17 protein-coding genes are annotated in these 18,551 nt (G+C 62.1%); 8 read left to right on the plus strand and 9 right to left on the minus strand.

The window, feature by feature from the left end; all coding sequences use genetic code 11:
- The first annotated feature begins 6 nt into the window (after positions 1-6).
- Positions 7-1,032: a trans-3-hydroxy-L-proline dehydratase gene (locus tag ACR0MM_RS13755; RefSeq protein WP_480696759.1), complete on the plus strand. Its 1,026-nt coding sequence runs from the start codon at positions 7-9 to the stop codon at positions 1,030-1,032.
- Here the strand turns inward: ACR0MM_RS13755 and ACR0MM_RS13760 are convergent.
- On the minus strand, positions 1,029-2,045 hold the full coding sequence (locus tag ACR0MM_RS13760) for an Ldh family oxidoreductase (protein ID WP_480696761.1): 1,017 nt from the start codon (positions 2,043-2,045) through the stop codon (positions 1,029-1,031). The genes ACR0MM_RS13755 and ACR0MM_RS13760 overlap by 4 nt on opposite strands.
- Positions 2,046-2,177: 132 nt before the next feature.
- On the opposite strand from ACR0MM_RS13760, the gene ACR0MM_RS13765 reads away from it, so the two are divergent.
- From ACR0MM_RS13765 to ACR0MM_RS13780, 4 genes are all read left to right on the plus strand, one after another.
- Positions 2,178-2,867, plus strand: coding sequence for a GntR family transcriptional regulator (locus tag ACR0MM_RS13765; protein WP_170341289.1), 690 nt, complete (start codon positions 2,178-2,180; stop codon positions 2,865-2,867).
- A 66-nt stretch (positions 2,868-2,933) separates the two neighbouring features.
- Positions 2,934-3,503, plus strand: a complete 570-nt coding sequence (locus ACR0MM_RS13770) for an RNA polymerase sigma factor (RefSeq protein WP_170452817.1) — start codon at positions 2,934-2,936, stop codon at positions 3,501-3,503.
- Positions 3,500-4,231: a hypothetical protein gene (locus ACR0MM_RS13775; RefSeq protein ID WP_480696763.1), complete on the plus strand. Its 732-nt coding sequence runs from the start codon at positions 3,500-3,502 to the stop codon at positions 4,229-4,231. Before ACR0MM_RS13770 ends, ACR0MM_RS13775 begins: the two co-directional genes overlap by 4 nt.
- Before the next feature lie 55 nt (positions 4,232-4,286).
- Positions 4,287-5,366, plus strand: coding sequence for a helix-turn-helix domain-containing protein (locus tag ACR0MM_RS13780; RefSeq protein ID WP_480696765.1), 1,080 nt, complete (start codon positions 4,287-4,289; stop codon positions 5,364-5,366).
- On the opposite strand, the gene ACR0MM_RS13785 is transcribed toward ACR0MM_RS13780, so the two are convergent.
- Positions 5,339-6,229 (minus strand): LysR substrate-binding domain-containing protein, encoded by an 891-nt coding sequence (locus tag ACR0MM_RS13785; protein WP_170407463.1) that lies wholly within the window; start codon positions 6,227-6,229, stop codon positions 5,339-5,341. The genes ACR0MM_RS13780 and ACR0MM_RS13785 overlap by 28 nt on opposite strands.
- A 106-nt stretch (positions 6,230-6,335) precedes the next feature.
- On the opposite strand from ACR0MM_RS13785, the gene ACR0MM_RS13790 reads away from it, so the two are divergent.
- The gene (locus ACR0MM_RS13790; RefSeq protein WP_170582660.1) at positions 6,336-7,214 is read left to right on the plus strand and encodes a phytanoyl-CoA dioxygenase family protein; all 879 of its coding nucleotides are present in this window, start codon (positions 6,336-6,338) and stop codon (positions 7,212-7,214) included.
- Between the two features lie 37 nt (positions 7,215-7,251).
- On the opposite strand, the gene ACR0MM_RS13795 is transcribed toward ACR0MM_RS13790, so the two are convergent.
- Positions 7,252-8,556 (minus strand): UDP-glucose dehydrogenase family protein, encoded by a 1,305-nt coding sequence (locus ACR0MM_RS13795; RefSeq protein ID WP_480696768.1) that lies wholly within the window; start codon positions 8,554-8,556, stop codon positions 7,252-7,254.
- A 161-nt stretch (positions 8,557-8,717) separates the two neighbouring features.
- Here ACR0MM_RS13795 and gmd point away from each other — a divergent pair, with 161 nt between their 5' ends.
- Positions 8,718-9,842, plus strand: a complete 1,125-nt coding sequence (gene gmd, locus ACR0MM_RS13800; protein WP_170421430.1) for a GDP-mannose 4,6-dehydratase — start codon at positions 8,718-8,720, stop codon at positions 9,840-9,842.
- Positions 9,843-9,852: 10 nt separating this feature from the next.
- Positions 9,853-10,830 (plus strand): GDP-L-fucose synthase, encoded by a 978-nt coding sequence (gene fcl / locus ACR0MM_RS13805; RefSeq protein WP_480696770.1) that lies wholly within the window; start codon positions 9,853-9,855, stop codon positions 10,828-10,830.
- Between the two features lie 33 nt (positions 10,831-10,863).
- Here the strand turns inward: fcl and ACR0MM_RS13810 are convergent, their stop codons facing one another.
- The 6 genes from ACR0MM_RS13810 to oppB all read right to left on the minus strand — a co-directional run bounded on the left by ACR0MM_RS13810 (position 10,864) and on the right by oppB (position 18,489).
- Positions 10,864-11,940, minus strand: coding sequence for a DUF2793 domain-containing protein (locus ACR0MM_RS13810; RefSeq protein ID WP_480696772.1), 1,077 nt, complete (start codon positions 11,938-11,940; stop codon positions 10,864-10,866).
- Between the two features lie 255 nt (positions 11,941-12,195).
- On the minus strand, positions 12,196-13,632 hold the full coding sequence (locus tag ACR0MM_RS13815; RefSeq protein WP_170461520.1) for a mannose-1-phosphate guanylyltransferase/mannose-6-phosphate isomerase: 1,437 nt from the start codon (positions 13,630-13,632) through the stop codon (positions 12,196-12,198).
- A 72-nt stretch (positions 13,633-13,704) separates the two neighbouring features.
- Complete coding sequence (gene galU, locus ACR0MM_RS13820) at positions 13,705-14,598, minus strand: UTP--glucose-1-phosphate uridylyltransferase GalU (protein WP_093963131.1); 894 nt, start codon at positions 14,596-14,598, stop codon at positions 13,705-13,707.
- A gap of 218 nt (positions 14,599-14,816) precedes the next feature.
- Positions 14,817-16,622 carry an ABC transporter ATP-binding protein gene (locus ACR0MM_RS13825; RefSeq protein ID WP_480696774.1) on the minus strand — a complete coding sequence of 602 codons (1,806 nt, stop codon included), beginning with the start codon at positions 16,620-16,622 and terminating at the stop codon, positions 14,817-14,819.
- Between the two features lies 1 nt (position 16,623).
- Positions 16,624-17,553 (minus strand): ABC transporter permease subunit, encoded by a 930-nt coding sequence (locus tag ACR0MM_RS13830; protein ID WP_170341315.1) that lies wholly within the window; start codon positions 17,551-17,553, stop codon positions 16,624-16,626.
- 12 nt (positions 17,554-17,565) lie between these two features.
- Positions 17,566-18,489, minus strand: coding sequence for an oligopeptide ABC transporter permease OppB (gene oppB, locus ACR0MM_RS13835; RefSeq protein WP_093963128.1), 924 nt, complete (start codon positions 18,487-18,489; stop codon positions 17,566-17,568).
- Positions 18,490-18,551 lie beyond the last annotated feature (62 nt).

The following is an 18,551-nucleotide window of genomic DNA, read 5'->3' on the forward strand; positions in this document are numbered from 1 at the left end:
CGGGGGATGCGCAGCAGCAAGACCATCCACGTGATCTCGGCCCATGCCGAGGGCGAGGTCGGCGACGTCATCGTCGGCGGTGTCACCCCGCCGCCGGGCGACACGATCTGGGAGCAACGCAGCTTCATCGCCCGCGACCAGACCCTGCGCAATTTCGTGCTGAACGAGCCGCGCGGCGGAGTGTTCCGCCATGTCAACCTGCTGGTGCCGCCCAAACACCCCGAAGCCGACGCCGCCTTCATCATCATGGAGCCCGAGGACACCCCGCCCATGTCCGGATCGAACTCGATCTGCGTGGCGACGGTGCTGCTGGACGGGGGCATCCTGCCGATGACCGAGCCGGAAACCCACCTGACGCTCGAAGCGCCGGGCGGGCTGGTGCGGGTGCGGGCCGAATGCCGCAACGGCAAGGCCGAACGGATCTACGTCCAGAACCTGCCCAGCTTTGCCGACCGCCTCGCCGCGCCGCTCGAAGTCGCAGGGCTGGGGACCCTGACGGTGGACACCGCCTATGGCGGGGACAGTTTCGTGGTGGTCGACGCCGCGGCGCTGGGGCTGCGCATCACCGAGGACGAGGCCGCCGACATCGCCCGCCTGGGGGTGGCGATCACCGACGCCGCCAATGCGCAGCTGGGCTTTGCGCATCCCGAAAACCCGGATTGGAACCACATCTCGTTCTGCGCGTTCTGCGGACCGTTGACTGAAACCGAAACCGGCCTGACCGGCCGATCCGCGGTGGCGATCCAGCCCGGCAAGGTCGACCGCTCGCCCACCGGCACCGCCGTTTCGGCCCGCATGGCGCTGATGGCCGCGCGTGGGCAGATGCGGCCGGGCCAGAGCTTTGAGGCGGTGTCGATCATCGGCTCGCGCTTCACCGGCCGGATACTGGGCGCGACCCAGGTGGGAGACCATCCTGCCATCCTGCCCGAGATCTCGGGCCGCGGATGGATCACCGGCATCCACCAGCACATGCTGGACCCCGACGACCCATGGCCGCAAGGTTACCGCCTGCGCGACACTTGGGGTGCCTAGTCCAGAAGGGCCAGCAGGTCGCGGTGCAGTTGCGCGGATACTTCGGCATATCCCCGGGCGGTGTTGCGCGCGCGGGCGGCAAAGCGGCGCTGTGACGGCAGGCGCGCGCCCTGATCGAGGATATTGGCGAACAGGCGCTCGGCCCGCGCGTCGTTGGCCTGTCGCCGCCCGCCGCTGAACTGGTCGGGGTCGAAGGCGATGATGATGTCGCCGTGGTAAGGCGCGCCGCCCGTGCCTTGGGCGAACTCCATGCTCTCCAGGCTGGTCAGGTCGTCGATCAGCGGGCCGGCCATAAGCTCGATCATGATCGACATGGCCGAGCCCTTGTAGCCGCCGAAGGTCAGCATCGCGCCGTCCAGCGCCGCTTGCGGGTCGGTCGTGGGGTTGCCGTCCTTGTCGATCGCCACGCCTTCGGGCAGAGGTTTGCCCGCGCGCTTGTACAGCTCGATCTCGCCGCGGGCGAAGGCGCTGGTGGCGAAATCGAAGGTGAACGGGTCCTTGCCCATGCGGGGCCAGCTGAAGGCCAGCGGGTTGGTGCCCAGGCTGCCGCGCGTGCCCCCCGCAGGGGCCACCCAGGAATGGCTGGGCACCATCGCCATGGCTGCAAGCCCTTGGGCCGACAGGGCCTCGACCTCGGGCCACAGGGCCGAGAAATGAAAACAGCGGTTGATCGCCATGGCCGCGATCCCGTGGGTGCGGGTCTTCTCGACCAGATGCGGCAGGCCTTTCTGGAACGCCAGCAACGACATGCCGCCCTGCGCGTCAACACGGACGATGGCATTGTCCGAGGCGGCGACCTGGGGCTGCGCATGGCCGTCGATCTTGCCCGCCTGCATGGTCTGGGCGCACATGAACAGACGAAACAGACCGTGCGACTGGCAATCGTCCATTTGGCAGGTGGTCAGCAGTTCCGCGATCGCCCGCGCGTGGTCGGGGCCATAACCCACATGGGACAGAACCTTCAGGCTCAGATCGGTCATTTCTTTAGGCGTCAGCCGTACCGTTTCGCTCATGTTCCGTTCCTGGGTTTGATCTCGGTTGCCAAAGGGGTAGCGGGGAACCCTAGCCCTGTTCAACCCGATAGGCGGTTGGAAAAGCGCCTCGGGGCGGATATTTGTATCCAAAATGCAAATGCGGACAGATCCTTGGCAGCAAAACGCGCAATCACCCGTCAAAGCCTTCCCGATGCAATTGCGTCCGACTTGCGTGAACGCATTCTCAGCGGTGATCTGGCGGAAGGCGAGACCATCCGTCAAGAGGCATTGGCCGAAGACTATGACGTGTCGCGCATGCCGGTGCGCGAGGCGCTGAAACAGCTTGATGCCGAAGGTCTGGTTCAGCTGACGAACAACCGCGGGGCGCGGGTCACGCGCCATTCTCTGTCCGAGATCGGCGAGATCTTCGACCTGCGGTCGCTGTTGGAGACCGACCTGTTCCGCTGGGCAATTCCGCAGATGACCGGGTCTGACTTTGCGCGCTGCGAACACCTGCTGGAGCAGATGGAGGCCTCGTACGACGCCAATGACGTCAGCCGGTGGGGCGCGCTGAACTATCAGTACCACTCGGCCCTCTACGCGGCCGCGAACCGAAGCCTGACCAACGAGCTGCTGCACCGCGTGAGCCTTCAGTCGGATCGTTATGTCCGAATGCATCTCAGTGTGATGCAACAACGCGAACCGGCCCGTAAAGAGCATCGCGAATTGCTGCGCCTTGCCCGGGATGGGCAGGTCGAGCAGGCCTGTGCGCTTCTGTCCGCGCATATCGGACGAACCAAGGACCAATTGTTGGCACTGGTGGCTGCCAAGCGAGCGTCCGAGGAGGCGGTCGGACGCTGACGCCAAGCGACCGGAAAGAAAGCGTTTTCAATTCTTCTCTGTCTGTGCCAGTTCTGGCGTCGCGGGATGCGTGCCGAAACATGGATCGACCAAGTGCCCAGTGATGACCTCAACAGTTCGGAACAGGCCGTGCGTCAGGCGATTGGGGCGTATTCCAGACGCGTCTGGCGGTTTGCGCTGGCTCTGTCGGGGGCGCAGGATGTTGCCGACGACTTGACCCAGGCCACTTGCCTGCGCGCGTTGGAGCGCAGCCATCAGGTTACGCATACTGATCGGTTGGATTCGTGGCTGATGACGATCTGCCGGTCGATCTGGTTAAACGAGCTGCGGGCGCGGACCGTGCGCAAGTCCCAGGGGTTGGCCGCAACGCCGGACGCCGAATTGATCGCGCCGGGTACCGACGCCGAAATGAATATTTTTGCGCGGGAAGTGTTTACACAGGTGATGCAACTGCCCGAGGCGCAACGCGAAACGGTCATGCTGGTCTTTGTCGAGGGCTACAGCTATCGCGAGGCCGCCGCGTTGCTGGAGGTTCCGATTGGTACGATCATGAGCCGGCTTTCCAATGCCCGCAAGAAACTGCAAGCTGCGATGCCGCAGGATGCCGGTGCGTCCGACCGACGGAGGGACTCATGACCTTTTCCGACGATACGCTAAAAGCCTATCTGCAAGGCTCATTGGGGTCTGAGGAAAGCGATGCCATCGAGGCCGCTGTTGAGAACGATCCGGAACTGGAACAGCGCCTGATGGATCTGGATCCGATCGCGCCGGTGGTTCGCGAGGTGTTCCGAGACATTCCCGACGCGGCGCCACAAGTTGAACTGCCGCCCAGGATTCCGACTTCGGCGGGGCCCTGGCGCCTGTTGGGCGTCGCGGCTGCCGCGGCCGTGTTGGCCGTATCTCTGACCTTTTGGCTGACCCGCCCACAGCCGATGGGATGGGCAGAACAGGCGGCCTTGTACCAGTCGCTTTACACGCCGGATTCGATTGCAACGCTGGAATACCCGCCGGCGTTCGTCGACGCCCAGATCTCATTGGCCGAAGAGAAACTGGGCCGCCCGCTGAACCGGGATTCGCTTGAAGGTTTGCCGGGGCTGGAACTGAAGGCCGCGCAGGTTTTGTCCTTCAAGGGCAAACCATTGGTTCAGATCGTTTTTGCCGACGCTGATGGCAATCCCTTTGCGCTGTGTGTGATCCGTCAGGGCGATGGCGCGCCGAATGCAGCGTTGAAACAGGAAGTCCTGAGCGGGCTTGCAACGGCCCGGTGGGCGCGCGACGGGTACGGATACATGCTGTTGGGGAACCGGCCGGACAACGATTTGACCGTGCAGCTGGATTACCTGGCTCAGACATTCGCCGGCTGAGCCGCCTTGCGCGAAACCTCTTGTGAACCGGTGCGATTGGCCGAACAATGCTGGCATGACGACCAAGGCCACGAACCCGGACCCCGACGAGGACGATGTCATGGACGGTCCGCGCAGTATCTATGACGTCGACCCGCCGGACGACGAAGACCTTTGGTTTCTGCCGCCCGAAGATGTAGTGGCGCCCGAGGACATGTTGCCGCCGGGTCCGCGTGCCGATCGGGGCGCTTTGTTCGACCCACGGGACTGGCGCGCCGCCCAAGCTGAAGTGGCGCAGGGATTGGCGGATCTGGCCTTGACCTTCGGGGCGCTGGACGAGCGGCTGCGCAGTGGTCCAAAGGGGTGGACCCACCGGCTGGCCCTGATGGACGTATCCGACCTGGGGTGGTGGACCGGTGACCGGATCAGTGTTGATCGGCTTGCCCTGTGGACCGGATTGCGCATCGGAGCCACCGGGGACGATGTGCAAGCATTGTTTCGGGCGGGTTGGGCGGTTCGGCGACTGACTTCGGGCGCAGGGCCGTCGGACGGCGGCTGGCAATCGGGACTGGCCGCCTTTCTGGACCGGATGGCTCAGGGGATAGACGAAGTTCCAGAAGCGGTCGCGGACTTGGCCGAGGTGATGGACAGCGCACAAGCCCTGCACCCTGTCACGCAGTCGGCCATTGCCTTTCACGCGTGGCGCGCGCTGTCGCAGGGAATGGGACAGGATACCGAAGCAGCGGTGATCGCTGCGCGGCATGCGGCCACGATGGGTCGGGGCGGGGCACTGTTCATGCCCTTGGCATTGTCGGGCCCCGGGGCGCTGCGCGGCATCGGCACGCCAGAGGAAAAACTCAACGCTTGGGTTCGGGGGGCAGGGCAGGCAGCCTTGGCCGCGCTGCTGCATCTGGATCGCGTCAGCGCGTGGGAGGCCCGGGCACGCGAGGCCACCACGGATCTCAGCGGGCGGACGCCGCCGGTCCTGATCGATGTGCTGACCGCATGGCCCATGGTATCTGCGCCATTGGCCGAGGAGTTGACGCAGGCATCGCGTGCAGCCGTGCAGCGCAATCTCGACAAGTTCACCGAACGTGGGTTGATCCGCGAAGTGACCGGGCAGGGCCGTTATCGGGTTTGGGCTGCCGCGCTGTAGTCCAACAACCATTCACGGAACGCGCGCGCGGGTGGCCGCAATGTGGCCCGTGAAGGGTAGATCAGGTGGTAGGCGTCTCGGCCCGGCACGGCCACCTCGGGCAGACATGGCACCAGGCCAGACATCCGCATGATCCGGTCAGACGCGGGCGCGCGGGCCAGGGCGATCCCGACCCCTTGCGCGGACAGCTCGGCCGCCATCACTGAGTTGTCCGCGAAGAAATACTGAGCCTGCCCGGTCGGCAGCCGCAGGGCTTCGAACACGTGCGGCCAACTGGCCCTGTGGGTCGAAACCTCGATCAGCGGAAACCGGGCCAGATCCAGCGGAGTGCTGATCTGGTCGGCAATGTCCGGTGGCGCCACGGGAAAAAGGGTCTCGGTCAACAGCATGTCACCTTCGGCCCCGAACAGCGTCGGGTTGCCGAACACGATCTGCAGGTCGGTAAAACGATTGGCGAAGTCGGCGATCCGGTTCCCGGTCGTCAGGGACAGGTTGATCTGAGGATGGGATTTTTGGAACTGGGTCAGGCCAGCCGCAAGCACCCCTTGCGCGAACAACAACACGGATTGGACATACAGCCGTTGGTCCCGGGTCTGGCCGAACAGGCCAGTAGTGGCTGATTCCAGCATCACCAGAGATTGCTGCACGACCGGCAGGTACGCCCGCCCGGCCTCGGTCAAAGTGACGGCATGGGCATGGCGATGAAACAGCGGCGTCCCCAGACGAGTTTCCAGCGCCTTGACCTGCTGGCTGACGGCGGCGGCCGACATGTTTAGTTGGGCGGCAGCACGGGCAAAGCTTTCGGTGCGGGCCGCGGCCTCGAAAACGCGCAGCCAGTTGAGAGAGGGGATGCGGGTCGACATGGCAATCAGGCTAAGCTGAACTTATCCTGACAGGCAAGGCTTTGCGTTCTCGTCGCAAGACCGGTTCGGCTAGGCTGTGCATGAACCGATCCGAAAAGGTGCACCCATGCCCGACATCCAAGACCTGACCCGGCACAAACTGACGCCATCGCAAGCAGCGCAATACTGGGAAGACGGCTTCCTGTTTCCGCTGGATATCCTGTCTGCTGACGAGGCCGCGCAGGTGCGCTCGGAACTCGAACAGATTGAACGCGACTGGATGGCCGCCGATCTGCCTCTGCCGCTGAATACCTACAAGCGCGTGAATTCACACCTCGTCATGCCGCTGGCGGCGCGACTGGCCATGGATCCGCGTATTCTGGATGCCGTCCAAGGCGTCTTGGGTCCGGACATCATGATCTGGTCGGCCGAGTTTTTCATCAAAGAGCCGCGCACCGTCCAGACAGTTGGCATGCATCAGGACCTGACCTATTGGGGGATGGGCGAGACCCCGGATCAGGTTACGGCCTGGCTGGCCCTGTCGCCGGCAACCGTGGAAAGCGGCTGCATGGATTTTGTCCGGGGCAGCCACAAGAACCCCATTCTTCCGCACAATGACACCTATTCCGAGACCAACCTGTTGTCGCGCGGGCAAGAGATTGCAGTCGAAGTGGCCGAGGAAGACAAAACCCATATCGAATTGGCGCCCGGGCAGATGTCACTGCACCACGGGCTGACCATTCATGGCTCGGGTCCGAACCGGTCGGACGATCGGCGTATCGGGATGGCCATCCGCTATATCAGCCCGAATGCGAAGCAGTTGGTGGCGGACCGCGACTACGCGATGGTCGCGCGCGGAGAGGACCGGCAGGGAAATTTCATCCATGTTGATCCGCCCGCCACCCTGTTTTCCGACGAGTCGCTTGCCCTGTACGAACGGGTGCGCCGCGATCTGGGCAAGGCGCTGGCAGCTGGGGCCAAGGCCACCGTTCCGCTCTATGATTGAGCCGGGTTCGAAACCCAAACGCCAGGGGATTGGACGCCTAGCGCCCAACCCCGACATAGGTTTCGAAACCGGATTTCTTGACCTTGTCGCGTGAATAGATGTTCCGCAGGTCGACCATGCGAGGAGATTTCATCTCAGCGGCCATCTGCGTCAGGTTCAGCGCGCGGAACTCGTTCCATTCGGTCAACAGCACCACTGCGTCCGCGTCCTTGGCTGCGGCATACGGGTCTTCGACCCACTCTACACCTGGTAGCAGAGCCTCACCCTCGGATCGGCCCTGAGGGTCGACCACGCGAACCTTGGCGCCGCCGCCGATCAGGGCGGGCACGATGGTCAGTGATGGAGCGTCGCGCATGTCGTCGGTGTTGGGTTTGAACGTCACCCCCAGAACCGCCACGGTCTTGCCGTTGAAACTGTCGTCGCAGGCTTCGCGGATCTTTTCGATCATGCGTTTTTTGACCTCGTCATTCACGCGCATGACGGTTTCAGTGATCTGCATGGGGAAGGCATGTTCCTGTCCGATCCGCGCAAGCGCCGCGGTGTCCTTGGGAAAACATGATCCGCCGTAGCCGGGGCCGGCATGCAGAAACTTGTTTCCGATGCGCCCATCCAGACCGATGCCGCGCGCCACTTCCTTGACGTCGCCACCGACCCGCTCGCACAGGCCTGCGATTTCGTTGATGAACGTGATCTTGGTGGCGAGAAAGGCGTTTGCCGCGTATTTGATCATTTCGGCGCTTTCCAGATCCGTCGTCAGGATCGGAAAATCGCGCAGGTAAAGTGGGCGGTAGATTTCGGCCATCACCTCGGCGGCGCGGTCGTTCTCGACCCCTACAACGACGCGGTCCGGGCGCATGAAATCGTCGATCGCAGCGCCTTCGCGCAGGAATTCCGGGTTCGAGGCGACATCAAAGTCGGCTTTGAGGTTGGCTGCTGCGACAACTTCCTGAACCTTGCGGTTGGTCCCGACCGGGACCGTGGATTTGGTCACCACCACGGTGTAGCCATCCATGGCATGGGCGATTTCCTCGGCTGCTGCCATCACATAGGTCAGATCCGCATGGCCGTCGCCGCGGCGGGTTGGTGTCCCGACGGCGATAAAGACGGCATCCGCGCCTTTCACTGCATTCGCCAGATCGGTGGTAAAGCTCAGCCGGCCGGCGGCCACGTTCTTGGCCATCAGAACATCCAGTCCCGGTTCGTAGATCGGAACCTTTCCGTCCCGCAGCATCTGGATCTTAGCTTCGGCCTTGTCGACGCAAATGACGTCATGGCCGAAATCCGAGAAGCACACACCCGACACCAGACCCACATATCCGGTGCCGATCATCGCAATACGCATTATTCAAATTCCCTTGTTACCAATGCCACCTCGGGCGGCCACACATTCGGAGAAACTTCCGCCGGTTTCAATGCCTGACAGTGGCCTCGGGTTGCATTCCATGACATCTTGCTGTTTTTGGGGCGACAAATGGGCGTCCATGAAACTGGTGGAACAAACTGATGACCAAAAAAGCGCTGATCACTGGAGTTACAGGACAGGACGGGTCTTACCTGGCCGAATTTCTGTTGGCAAAGGGCTATGAAGTTCACGGGATCAAGCGTCGGGCATCCTCGTTCAATACCCAACGGATTGACCACATCTATCAGGATCCCCACGAGCCTGATCCGAAGCTGCGGCTGCACTACGGTGATCTGAGCGATACCTCGAACCTGACCCGCATCATCCAGGAGGTTCAGCCCGACGAAGTCTACAATCTGGGTGCCCAATCTCACGTGGCCGTCAGCTTCGAGTCGCCGGAATATACCGCGGATGTCGATGCCATCGGCACCCTGCGCCTGCTTGAGGCGATCCGGTTCCTGGGACTTGAAAACAAGACCCGGTTCTATCAGGCGTCAACGTCGGAACTCTATGGGCTGGTCCAGGAAACTCCGCAGCGCGAAACGACTCCGTTCTATCCCCGCTCGCCCTACGCGGTGGCCAAGCTGTATTCGTATTGGATCACGGTCAATTACCGCGAGGCGTACGGGATGTATGCCTGCAACGGAATCCTGTTCAATCACGAAAGCCCGCGCCGCGGCGAAACCTTTGTCACCCGCAAGATCACGCGTGGTCTAGCCAACATCGCCCAGGGCTTGGAGAAGTGCCTTTACATGGGGAATATCGACAGTCTGCGCGATTGGGGCCATGCCAAGGACTACGTGCGGATGCAGTGGATGATGCTGCAGCAGGACAAGCCCGAGGATTTCGTTATTGCCACCGGCAAGCAGTATTCCGTGCGCCAATTCATCGAATGGTCGGCGGCCGAGCTTGGGCTCACCCTGGAGTTTTCGGGCAGCGGTGTGGACGAGGTCGCTACGGTGACGGCGATCGACGGCGACAACGCCCCAGCGCTGAAACCTGGCGACGTGATCATGCGGATCGACCCGCAGTATTTCCGCCCAGCCGAGGTGGAGACGCTGCTGGGCGACCCGTCGAACGCCAAGGCCAAATTGGGATGGGAGCCGGAGCTGACCGTGCAGGAAATGTGCGCAGAGATGGTGCGGGAAGACCTCAAAACCGCCAAGCGCCACGCCTTGTTGAAAGAGCATGGATTCGAATTGCCGGTCAGCCTGGAAAACGGCTGAGGAGGCAGAAATGCGCAAGATCTACATCGCCGGACATCGTGGCATGGTGGGTGGAGCAATCCTGCGTCAGCTCAAGGCGCGCCAGGCCGATGGCGAGCCGTTTGAACTGGTGACCCGAACCCATTCCGAATTGGATCTGACGGATCAGGCGGCCGTCCGCGCCTTCATGCAGGCCGAGCGCCCAGACGTAGTGATCCTGGCCGCTGCCAAGGTGGGGGGGATCCACGCAAACAACACGTATCCTGCAGATTTCATTTACGAAAACCTGATGATTGAGTGCAACGTGATCCATCAGGCTTTTGCGGCCGGCGTACGGCGTCTTCTGCAGCTGGGCAGTTCCTGCATCTACCCGCGTGAAGCAGCGCAGCCGATGCGCGAAGACGCGTTGCTGACAGGTGTTTTGGAGCCGACGAACGAACCCTATGCGGTTGCCAAGATCGCCGGGATCAAGCTGTGCGAAAGCTACAATCGCCAGCACGGGGTCGACTACCGGTCGGTCATGCCGACCAACCTTTATGGGCCGGGCGACAATTTCCACCCTGAGAACAGCCATGTTCTGCCAGCACTGATCCGCCGCTTCCACGAAGCCAAACGCGACGGGCTGGACGAGGTGGTGATTTGGGGAACTGGCAAGCCGCGGCGTGAATTCCTGCATGTCGATGACATGGCCGAGGCATCGCTGTTCGTAATGGATTTGCCGCAGGACGTGTATCAGGCGAATACGCAACCCATGCTGAGCCACATAAACGTGGGCTGCGGGCAGGACGTTTCAATTGCCGAGCTGGCCGCACTGATCGCCAAGATCACCGGATATACCGGCCGGATCACGCAGGACACCACCAAGCCAGATGGCACGATGCGCAAGCTGATGGACGTTTCCCGGTTGGCCAAGATGGGCTGGAAGGCACGCATAGGCCTCGAAGATGGTATCCGCGAGACCTATGCTTGGTTCCTTGATCGATCGGCCGACGACCTGCGGGCCAAATAGGCACCCGGCCCAAAGACCGGGTGCGTTCGGTGATTAGAACCAGCGGCCGATGGCGGCGACTGTCGGGCTTATTGTTGCCGGATCGGACACCGCCGACAGAACTTGCCACGCTACCTGCGTTTCGGTCGGCAAATCGAAGCTGATGAACCGTCCCAGAGCATTACCGCTGCCGCTAAGGGTCGGAGTACTGCCCACAGCAAAAGGCGCGGGGAAAGTCCAAGTATTCTGGGCGCTTGCAAACAGTGGCCCCATGCCGGCGGTACAGGCCACCGCACTCGCCGCGAGGGTGCAGATCTGGGTTCCGTCCGCGAAACGAACGAATTCGCCGTTCGCATTTGCGCCGCGTTCGATCACTGCGCCGGTCGGGGTCCCGCCAGACTGCGTCACCGGACCCACGAGGTTGCCCGGTCCATATCCGTAGTCGGCTCGCATCAGCCGTCCGGGTGTTACATCTTCAGGGTTTGCTTGAACGGCCGCGCCGCTGATCGTTCCCGATTTGGCATCCACGCGCACCGCCTCGGTCCAAGAGCCTCCGTCCGGTGAAACCTTGATGGAAAAATCGGTACTGCCCGCAAGGCCCATCTCGGCGTGGCCGGTCCAGTTGGACTGAAACAGGAGTGAGGCCGTGTCAGTCGCGCTCGCTTTGTTGATCTTCAACTGGTGGCCGCTCCCGTCGTGGCTCAGCAATGTGGCGGGACCCCGAACCGACAGGCGGTTGGTCGGATCGTATCCGGTTGCGACCCCGACCCCGGCAAGGTTCGCAGTATTGACCGGAGGATCGATCCATCCGCCGTTGTCCCAGACCTTGAGCGCGGCGTTGGCTTGGTCCCAAACGCGCCATCCGTTTGCTGGAGTGACAAAGACCCAAGCATTGTCCAGCCAAGCCGCGAGTTGCCCAGGCTTCCCCGCCCAGGCGCCTGTCGGGCTGGCCCCCAAGCCGTAGATGGCACCTTGATCTAGTTCCGCAGGTGGAATGGTTTCATCCAGAGCCACAACACTCAGCTGCACGATCAGGTCCAGCTGCCGCAGCGCTTCGTTGTGGGTGACGTGTTTTTGCGCCTGTGAGGGTTGCAGAAACGGCAGATTCAAACGGGGGGTGATTTGGGACACGGGCGGGATCCTCCTTGGGCCATCGATTCACGGAATTCGCTGCGCGCCACCCTGCCGCGGATGGGATGAATCCCCGCTTTCACGTGCGAACGACACAAAAAGGATTTGGTTACTTGTGGATTTCCAAATACGAAACAAAGCCGCCCTTTTGGGGCGGCTGTGGATATTTTTAGTATGGAGGTCGGTCAGCTGATTCTGACCTGTACGCCCAAAGCGTGAACCGTTGGCGACCGGAGCCGCGGTGTTCAGCCAGGATCAGTTGCGGGCGTAGACATCCTCGTACCGGATAATATCGTCCTCTCCGAGGTAGGCGCCGGTCTGAACCTCGATCAGGACCATAGGCACCTTGCCGGGGTTTTCCATGCGGTGAACCGCGCCAAGGGGGATGTAGACAGACTGGTTTTCGCTGACCAGACGAACCTCGTCATCGATCGTGACCTTGGCGGTACCTTCTACGACGATCCAATGCTCGGACCTGTGGTGGTGGGACTGCAGGCTCAGGGCCGCGCCGGGGTTTACGTGAATCCGTTTGACCTGGAATCGTTCGCCCACGACCAGGCTCTCGAACCAGCCCCAGGGGCGATGGTCGACCGGCAGAGCTTCGGCCTGCGGTGCCCCTTTGGCCTTCAGGGCGGCCACGGCCTGTTTGACATCCTGTGCCTTGTCCATGCTGGCCACCAGAACGGCATCCGGCATGGCCACAGCGATCATGTTCTCGAGCCCCATGGCCACGACTTCTTGGGAGGCTGACTCGGACCGGATCAACACGTTGTTACAGTCGATCGTCGTCACCTCACCGGTGGTCGCAACGCCGTTTTCGTCGGGGCTGCTCAGCTCCTGGACGGCCGACCAGCTGCCGACATCCGACCAGCCGGCGGCATAGGGAACAACGCTCAGGTTTTTGGCCCGTTCCATGACCGCGTAGTCGATCGAAATGTCTTCGACTTTCCCCCAGGCCAATGCGTCCAGTCGCAGAAAGCCAAGATCGGCCTTCGCGTCCTCGACGGCAGTCTGCACCGGCGGCAACAGGTTGGGTGCATGATCCTGGAACGCAGCGATGATGTCGCGCACCGCAAACAGGAAAATGCCGGAATTCCACAGGTAACTGCCATCGGAGATCATGGCCTTGGCCCGATCCAGATCGGGCTTTTCAACGAAATGGTCCAATGCGACCGCAGCACCTGTCGCGTCGGGCGCAGCGCTGAGCTTCAGATATCCATATCCGGTTTCCGGCCGGTCCGGAGTAATCCCGAACGTCACCAGATGGCGGTCCCTCTCGATGGCGGTCACACCTTGCGAAACCGCCGCGTGGAACGCGGACTTGTCGGGAACGACGTGATCGGACGGCGCCACCAGCATCAAAGCATCCGGGTCTACCTTCGACAGGTAAAGCGCGGCCGCCAAGACCGCCGGAGCCGTGTTGCGGCCCTCAGGCTCGATAAGGATCGGACCGGGGTCGACACCAATGGCGGTAAGCTGCTCGGTGACGATGAAGCGGAACGATTCATTGGTGAGTATCAGGGGCTTGGCGTACGGTGCGTCCTTGGGCCCTCGCATCCGGTCCGCACAGTCCTGCAACAGGCTGCTGTTTCCGACCAGAGGCACGAACTGTTTGGGATAGCTTTTTCGGGACAGCGGCCAAAGCCGGGTTCCGGAGCCGCCGCACAGAATGACAGGATAGATGGTGGTCATGACGAATGGGCTTTTCGGCTGATTTTCTGACGTTTTATCGCAGTCATCACAGGGTGGGTGAAGGACCGCTGCTTATTGGGCGGCCCGACCTGTGGCAACAATATCATTCAAATAGGCGCTCAGGTCGTCGCGCAGGTCATTCCGGGCCAGGGCAAAGGCCACGGTAGCCTGCAGGAAGCCCGCTTTTGATCCGCAGTCGAAGCGTTGACCATCAAAGCGGTATCCGAAAACCGGGACACCGTTGCCGATGTCTTCGGCGATGGCATCGGTCAGCTGGATCTCTCCGCCGCTGCCTTTCTTCATCTGATTGAGGTTGTACAGCACCGATGGCCCCAGAATGTATCGACCGATCACCGCCATGTTCGACGGTGCCTCGTCGGCTTTGGGCTTTTCGACCATGCCGCGGGCGCGGATCACCTTGCCGGAACTGTCGGCGGCGTCCAGAATCCCGTACGAGCTGGTTTTTTCGGGTGCGACCTCCATCGCGGCGACCATGTTGCCGCCGGTTTCCTCATAAGCCTCAACCATCTGCTGCAGGCAGGGTTTGTCGGCTGCAATAACGTCGTCCGGCAGCATGACCGCAAAGGGTTCATCGCCGATCAGGCGGCGGGCGCACCAGACGGCGTGTCCCAGCCCCAGAGCCTTGTGTTGGCGGATATAGGCGATAGCACCACTTTCCATGTTGGTGTTCTCGAGAACCTCCAGCAAATCATCCTTGCCTTTGGCCTTCAGCTCCTGCTCCAGCACGAGATTGTGGTCGAAATAGTCTTCGAGCGCCGATTTCCCGCGTGATGTGACGAAGATGAACTCGGTAATACCCGCAGCGCGGGCTTCGTCGATGGCATATTGAACGAGAGGCCGGTCAACCAGCGTCATGATTTCCTTCGGAACGGATTTCGTTGCCGGAAGAAACCGGGTGCCCAATCCTGCGACAGGGAAAATCGCCTTGGTGACCTTGCGTGACATGTGACCTCTCAAATTCAAAAACTTAGCCGGTGGACGTGGTGCATCCGGGGCTTCCTCTTAGGCTGCGAAACCGGATCAATCAATGATGCCCGAAAAAACAGGCCGAAAACGACCGAAGGGTGCCATCTGGTCATGGCAAAGTCAAAACACCCAGTCCCAATAACTCTGCCCTAACGGGCAAGCACCCCGAAGCCGGCTGCCCGGCTTCGGGGACAGGATCAAGCGCCCGCCATGATCGCTTCCAGCGGATCATGCTCGGCTACGAAATGCCCGGGCGCAATCTCGCTGAGCGCGGGAACATAGTCGGTCTGACCCGCCGCCAGACGGCTGGGCAGGAACCGCAGCGCAGCCTTGGGATCCATGGGCGAGGGCAACTCGCCCGGCAGTTTCAGTCGCTGGCGGCTGCGCTCGACATCAGGGTCCGGGATCGGCACCGCCGAGATCAGCGACTGCGTGTAGGGATGTACCGGGTTCGAGCAGATCACCTCGCCATCGCCCAGTTCGACGATGCGGCCCAGATACAGAACCATGATCCGGTTCGACACCGCCCGCACCACCGACAGGTCGTGGCTGATGAAGATCATCGACAGGCCAAACTCCTGCTGCAGTTCCTTCAGCAGCTGCACGATCTGCGCCTGGATCGACACGTCCAGCGCCGAGACCGCCTCGTCGCAGATGATCAGCTTGGGCTTGTTGATCATCGCCCGTGCGATACCCACCCGCTGGTTCTGACCGCCCGACAGCTCGTGCGGGTAGCGGTTGATCATGTTGGCGTTCAGGCCGACTCGTTCCATCATCTCGGCGACCATCTGCTTGCGCTCGCGCTCGGTCAGGTCGGGGCGATAGGTTTTCAGTGGTTCCGCGATCGAGGCGGAGATCGTCATTCGCGGGTCCAGGCTGGCCAGCGGGTCCTGGAACACGATCTGCAGATCCTTGCGGTACTTGTTCAGCTCGGCCCGTTTCAGCCCGACGATCGGATGGCCCAGCCAGCTGACATTGCCGGCGCTCGGTTCGATCAGCTGCAGCACGGCACGGGCGAGGGTGGACTTGCCGCAGCCCGATTCACCGACCACGCCCAGGGTTTCACCCTTGCGGATGTCAAAGCTGACGCCGTTCACCGCCTTCAACGGCACCTTGCGGCCAAAGATGCCGCCCGGAACGTGGATCGGGAAATGCACCTTGACGTCATCGACCTTCAGCAGCGGCGCCGCGTCGGTCTCCACCGCCTTGGGCGCGTCACCCGCGTCGATGCGGGGCATGGCCTCGATCAGGGTGCGGGTATAGTCGTGCTTGGGCGCGTGAAAGATCTCGCGCGTGTCGCCGGCCTCGACGAACTCACCGAGGCGCATGACCTGCACCCGGTCGCACATGCGGGCCACGACGCCCATGTCATGCGTGATCAGGGCGATGGCGGTGCCTTCGTCCTTTTGCAGTCGCACCATCAGATCCAGAATGTCGGCCTGAACGGTCACGTCCAGCGCGGTGGTCGGTTCGTCGGCGATCAGCAGCTTGGGATTGCACAGCATCGACATGGCGATCATCACCCGCTGGCGCATCCCGCCCGACAGCTCGTGCGGGAACTGGTCCAGACGGCGCGCGGCCTCGGGTATGCGCACGCGGTCCAGCCATTCCAGGCACCGTTGCCGCGCGGCCGAACCCTGCAGGCCTTCGTGCACCTGCAAGACTTCGCGCATCTGCTGGCCGACCCGCAAATGCGGGGTCAGGGCAGTCAGCGGGTCCTGAAAAATCATGCCCACGTCATCGCCGCGGATCTGGTTCAGCTTGTTCACGGGCAGGTTCAGAATTTCCTGCCCGTTCAGCAGCACCGACCCGGTGGCCCGGCCCGCCGGCGGCAGCAGCCCCATCGCGGCCATGAAGGTCTGGCTTTTGCCTGACCCGCTTTCGCCGACGATGCCCAGGCATTCGCCCGGCGCGATGTCAAAGCTGATGTTCTTGACGGCCTCGACCACCCCGTCGGACGTGTCGAACTGAACGCTCAGGTTCTTTACGGAAAGCAGGCTCATGTCAGCGGTCCTTCGGATCCAGTGCGTCACGCAGGCCATCGCCGATGAAGAACATCGTTATGATGATTGTGACGTAAAATGCCAGGGGGTACATCAGTTGCCACAACGTGCCGTAACCCATGGTTCCGGCGCCCTCGGCGATCAGACGACCCAACGAGGTATAGGGCTCGGAGATCCCCAGCCCCAGGAACGAGATGAAGCTTTCCGTCAGGATCATCTCGGGCACCAGCAGCGAGGCATAGACGATCACCACGCCCAGCAGGTTGGGCAGGATGTGGCGGTACATGATGGTGAACTCGCTGACACCGGCGGCGCGGGCGGCCTCGATGAACTCGCGGTTTTTCAGGGTCAGGGTCTGGCCGCGCACGATCCGCGCCATGGTCAGCCAGCCCACCGCACCCAGCGCGATGAACAGCATGAAGAACGACCGCCCCGCTACGACCAGCAGCAGGATGATGACCAGCGTGGCCGGAATAGCCAGCAGGATGTCGACGAAGCGCATCATCACGCCGTCGACGCGTCCGCCGATGTAACCGGCGGCGATGCCATAGCACGTGCCCACGATCAGCGCGGTGGCCGCCCCGATCAGACCCACCAGCAACGAGGTGGTGGTGGCCTGGATGACCCGGCTGTACAGGTCGCGCCCCAAATCGTCGACGCCGAAATAATGCCCTGTCTCGATGGACGGCATCCCCATGCCGGCCACGTCGCCCATGACGTTCCAGTCGATTTCTTCGTTGCTCCAGACGGCAAAGTAGGGCCCGATGATCGTGAACAAAACGATCAGGCCCAGGATGAACACGCTGGCCATGGCGGCTTTGTTGCGGACAAAACGCATCCGCGCGTCCTGCCAAAGCGAACGTCCCTGAATGACCGTGTAATCGGTGATGTCTTCGGCCAGATGGGCGGCTTTCTGAGATTTTCCAAGCATTTGCCAGCCCCCTCAGTAACGGATTTTCGGATCGAACCAGGCATAAGCCAGGTCGGTCAGCAGGTTCACCAGAACGGTCAGAACGCCATAGAGGATCGTGACCCCCAGCAGCACAGCATAGTCGCGTGACAAGGCCGAACCCACATAGGCCTGCCCCAGCCCACCGGTCGAGAAGTAGATGTCAACAAACACCGACCCGGTCAGCACATAGACGAAGACCGGCCCCAGATAGGACACCACCGGCAGCAGCGTGGGTTTCAGCGCATGGCGCCAGATCACGGTGCGGGTGGGCAGGCCCTTGGCCCGGGCGGTGCGGATGAAGTTCGAATTCAGAACTTCGAGCATCGACGAACGCGTGATCCGCGCGATCGAGCCCATGTACGAGGTCGCAAGCGCGATGACGGGCATGATCAGGTATTGCCACTGGCCCCCGTTCCAGCCGCCGCCCGGCAGCCAGCCCAGCCACAGGGTGAAGGTCAGGATCAGGATCGGACCCATTATGAAGTTCGGCAGCGCCTGGGCGGCGATGCCCAGACCCACGGCGAAATAATCGATCCAGCTGTTGTGGCGGATCGCGGCGGCGATGCCCAAACTGACGCCCACCAGCGTGGCCACGAGGAAGGACAGCATCCCGTAGGTCAGCGAAATCGGAAAGCCCTGCGCGATGATGTCGTTCACGTCGCGGTCCTTGAACTTGAAGGACGGGCCGAAATCGAAATGCACCACGATGTTGTACAGGTAATCCCACAGCTGTTTCCACAGCGGCTGGTCCAGCCCGTAGCGCGCCTCGATATTGGCCAGAACCTGCGGCGGCAACGGCCGCTCCGAGGTGAAGGGCCCGCCGGGCGCGAAGTGCATCAGAAAGAAACTGGCGACGATCAGCAACAGGATCGTCGGAACGGCGATCAGCAGTCGCCGGATGACATAGGCAAGCATTTCATGCCCCCAATTATTGGCCCTGCCCCAGAGCATGTCCGGGGCAGGGCGCGATCAAAGGA

The sequence above is a fragment of the Ruegeria sp. BC6 genome (assembly GCF_056539185.1).

Coding starts and splice junctions, on each gene's coding strand:
- ACR0MM_RS13780 (WP_480696765.1), top strand. CDS start 4,287: ATGACGACCAAGGCCACGAACCCGGACCCCGACGAGGACGATGTCATG.
- gmd (WP_170421430.1), top strand. CDS start 8,718: ATGACCAAAAAAGCGCTGATCACTGGAGTTACAGGACAGGACGGGTCT.
- ACR0MM_RS13795 (WP_480696768.1), bottom strand. CDS start 8,556: ATGCGTATTGCGATGATCGGCACCGGATATGTGGGTCTGGTGTCGGGT.
- ACR0MM_RS13790 (WP_170582660.1), top strand. CDS start 6,336: ATGCCCGACATCCAAGACCTGACCCGGCACAAACTGACGCCATCGCAA.
- ACR0MM_RS13755 (WP_480696759.1), top strand. CDS start 7: ATGCGCAGCAGCAAGACCATCCACGTGATCTCGGCCCATGCCGAGGGC.
- oppB (WP_093963128.1), bottom strand. CDS start 18,489: ATGCTTGCCTATGTCATCCGGCGACTGCTGATCGCCGTTCCGACGATC.
- ACR0MM_RS13775 (WP_480696763.1), top strand. CDS start 3,500: ATGACCTTTTCCGACGATACGCTAAAAGCCTATCTGCAAGGCTCATTG.
- fcl (WP_480696770.1), top strand. CDS start 9,853: ATGCGCAAGATCTACATCGCCGGACATCGTGGCATGGTGGGTGGAGCA.
- ACR0MM_RS13815 (WP_170461520.1), bottom strand. CDS start 13,632: ATGACCACCATCTATCCTGTCATTCTGTGCGGCGGCTCCGGAACCCGG.
- ACR0MM_RS13760 (WP_480696761.1), bottom strand. CDS start 2,045: ATGAGCGAAACGGTACGGCTGACGCCTAAAGAAATGACCGATCTGAGC.
- ACR0MM_RS13785 (WP_170407463.1), bottom strand. CDS start 6,229: ATGTCGACCCGCATCCCCTCTCTCAACTGGCTGCGCGTTTTCGAGGCC.
- ACR0MM_RS13825 (WP_480696774.1), bottom strand. CDS start 16,622: ATGAGCCTGCTTTCCGTAAAGAACCTGAGCGTTCAGTTCGACACGTCC.
- galU (WP_093963131.1), bottom strand. CDS start 14,598: ATGTCACGCAAGGTCACCAAGGCGATTTTCCCTGTCGCAGGATTGGGC.
- ACR0MM_RS13770 (WP_170452817.1), top strand. CDS start 2,934: ATGCGTGCCGAAACATGGATCGACCAAGTGCCCAGTGATGACCTCAAC.
- ACR0MM_RS13830 (WP_170341315.1), bottom strand. CDS start 17,553: ATGCTTGGAAAATCTCAGAAAGCCGCCCATCTGGCCGAAGACATCACC.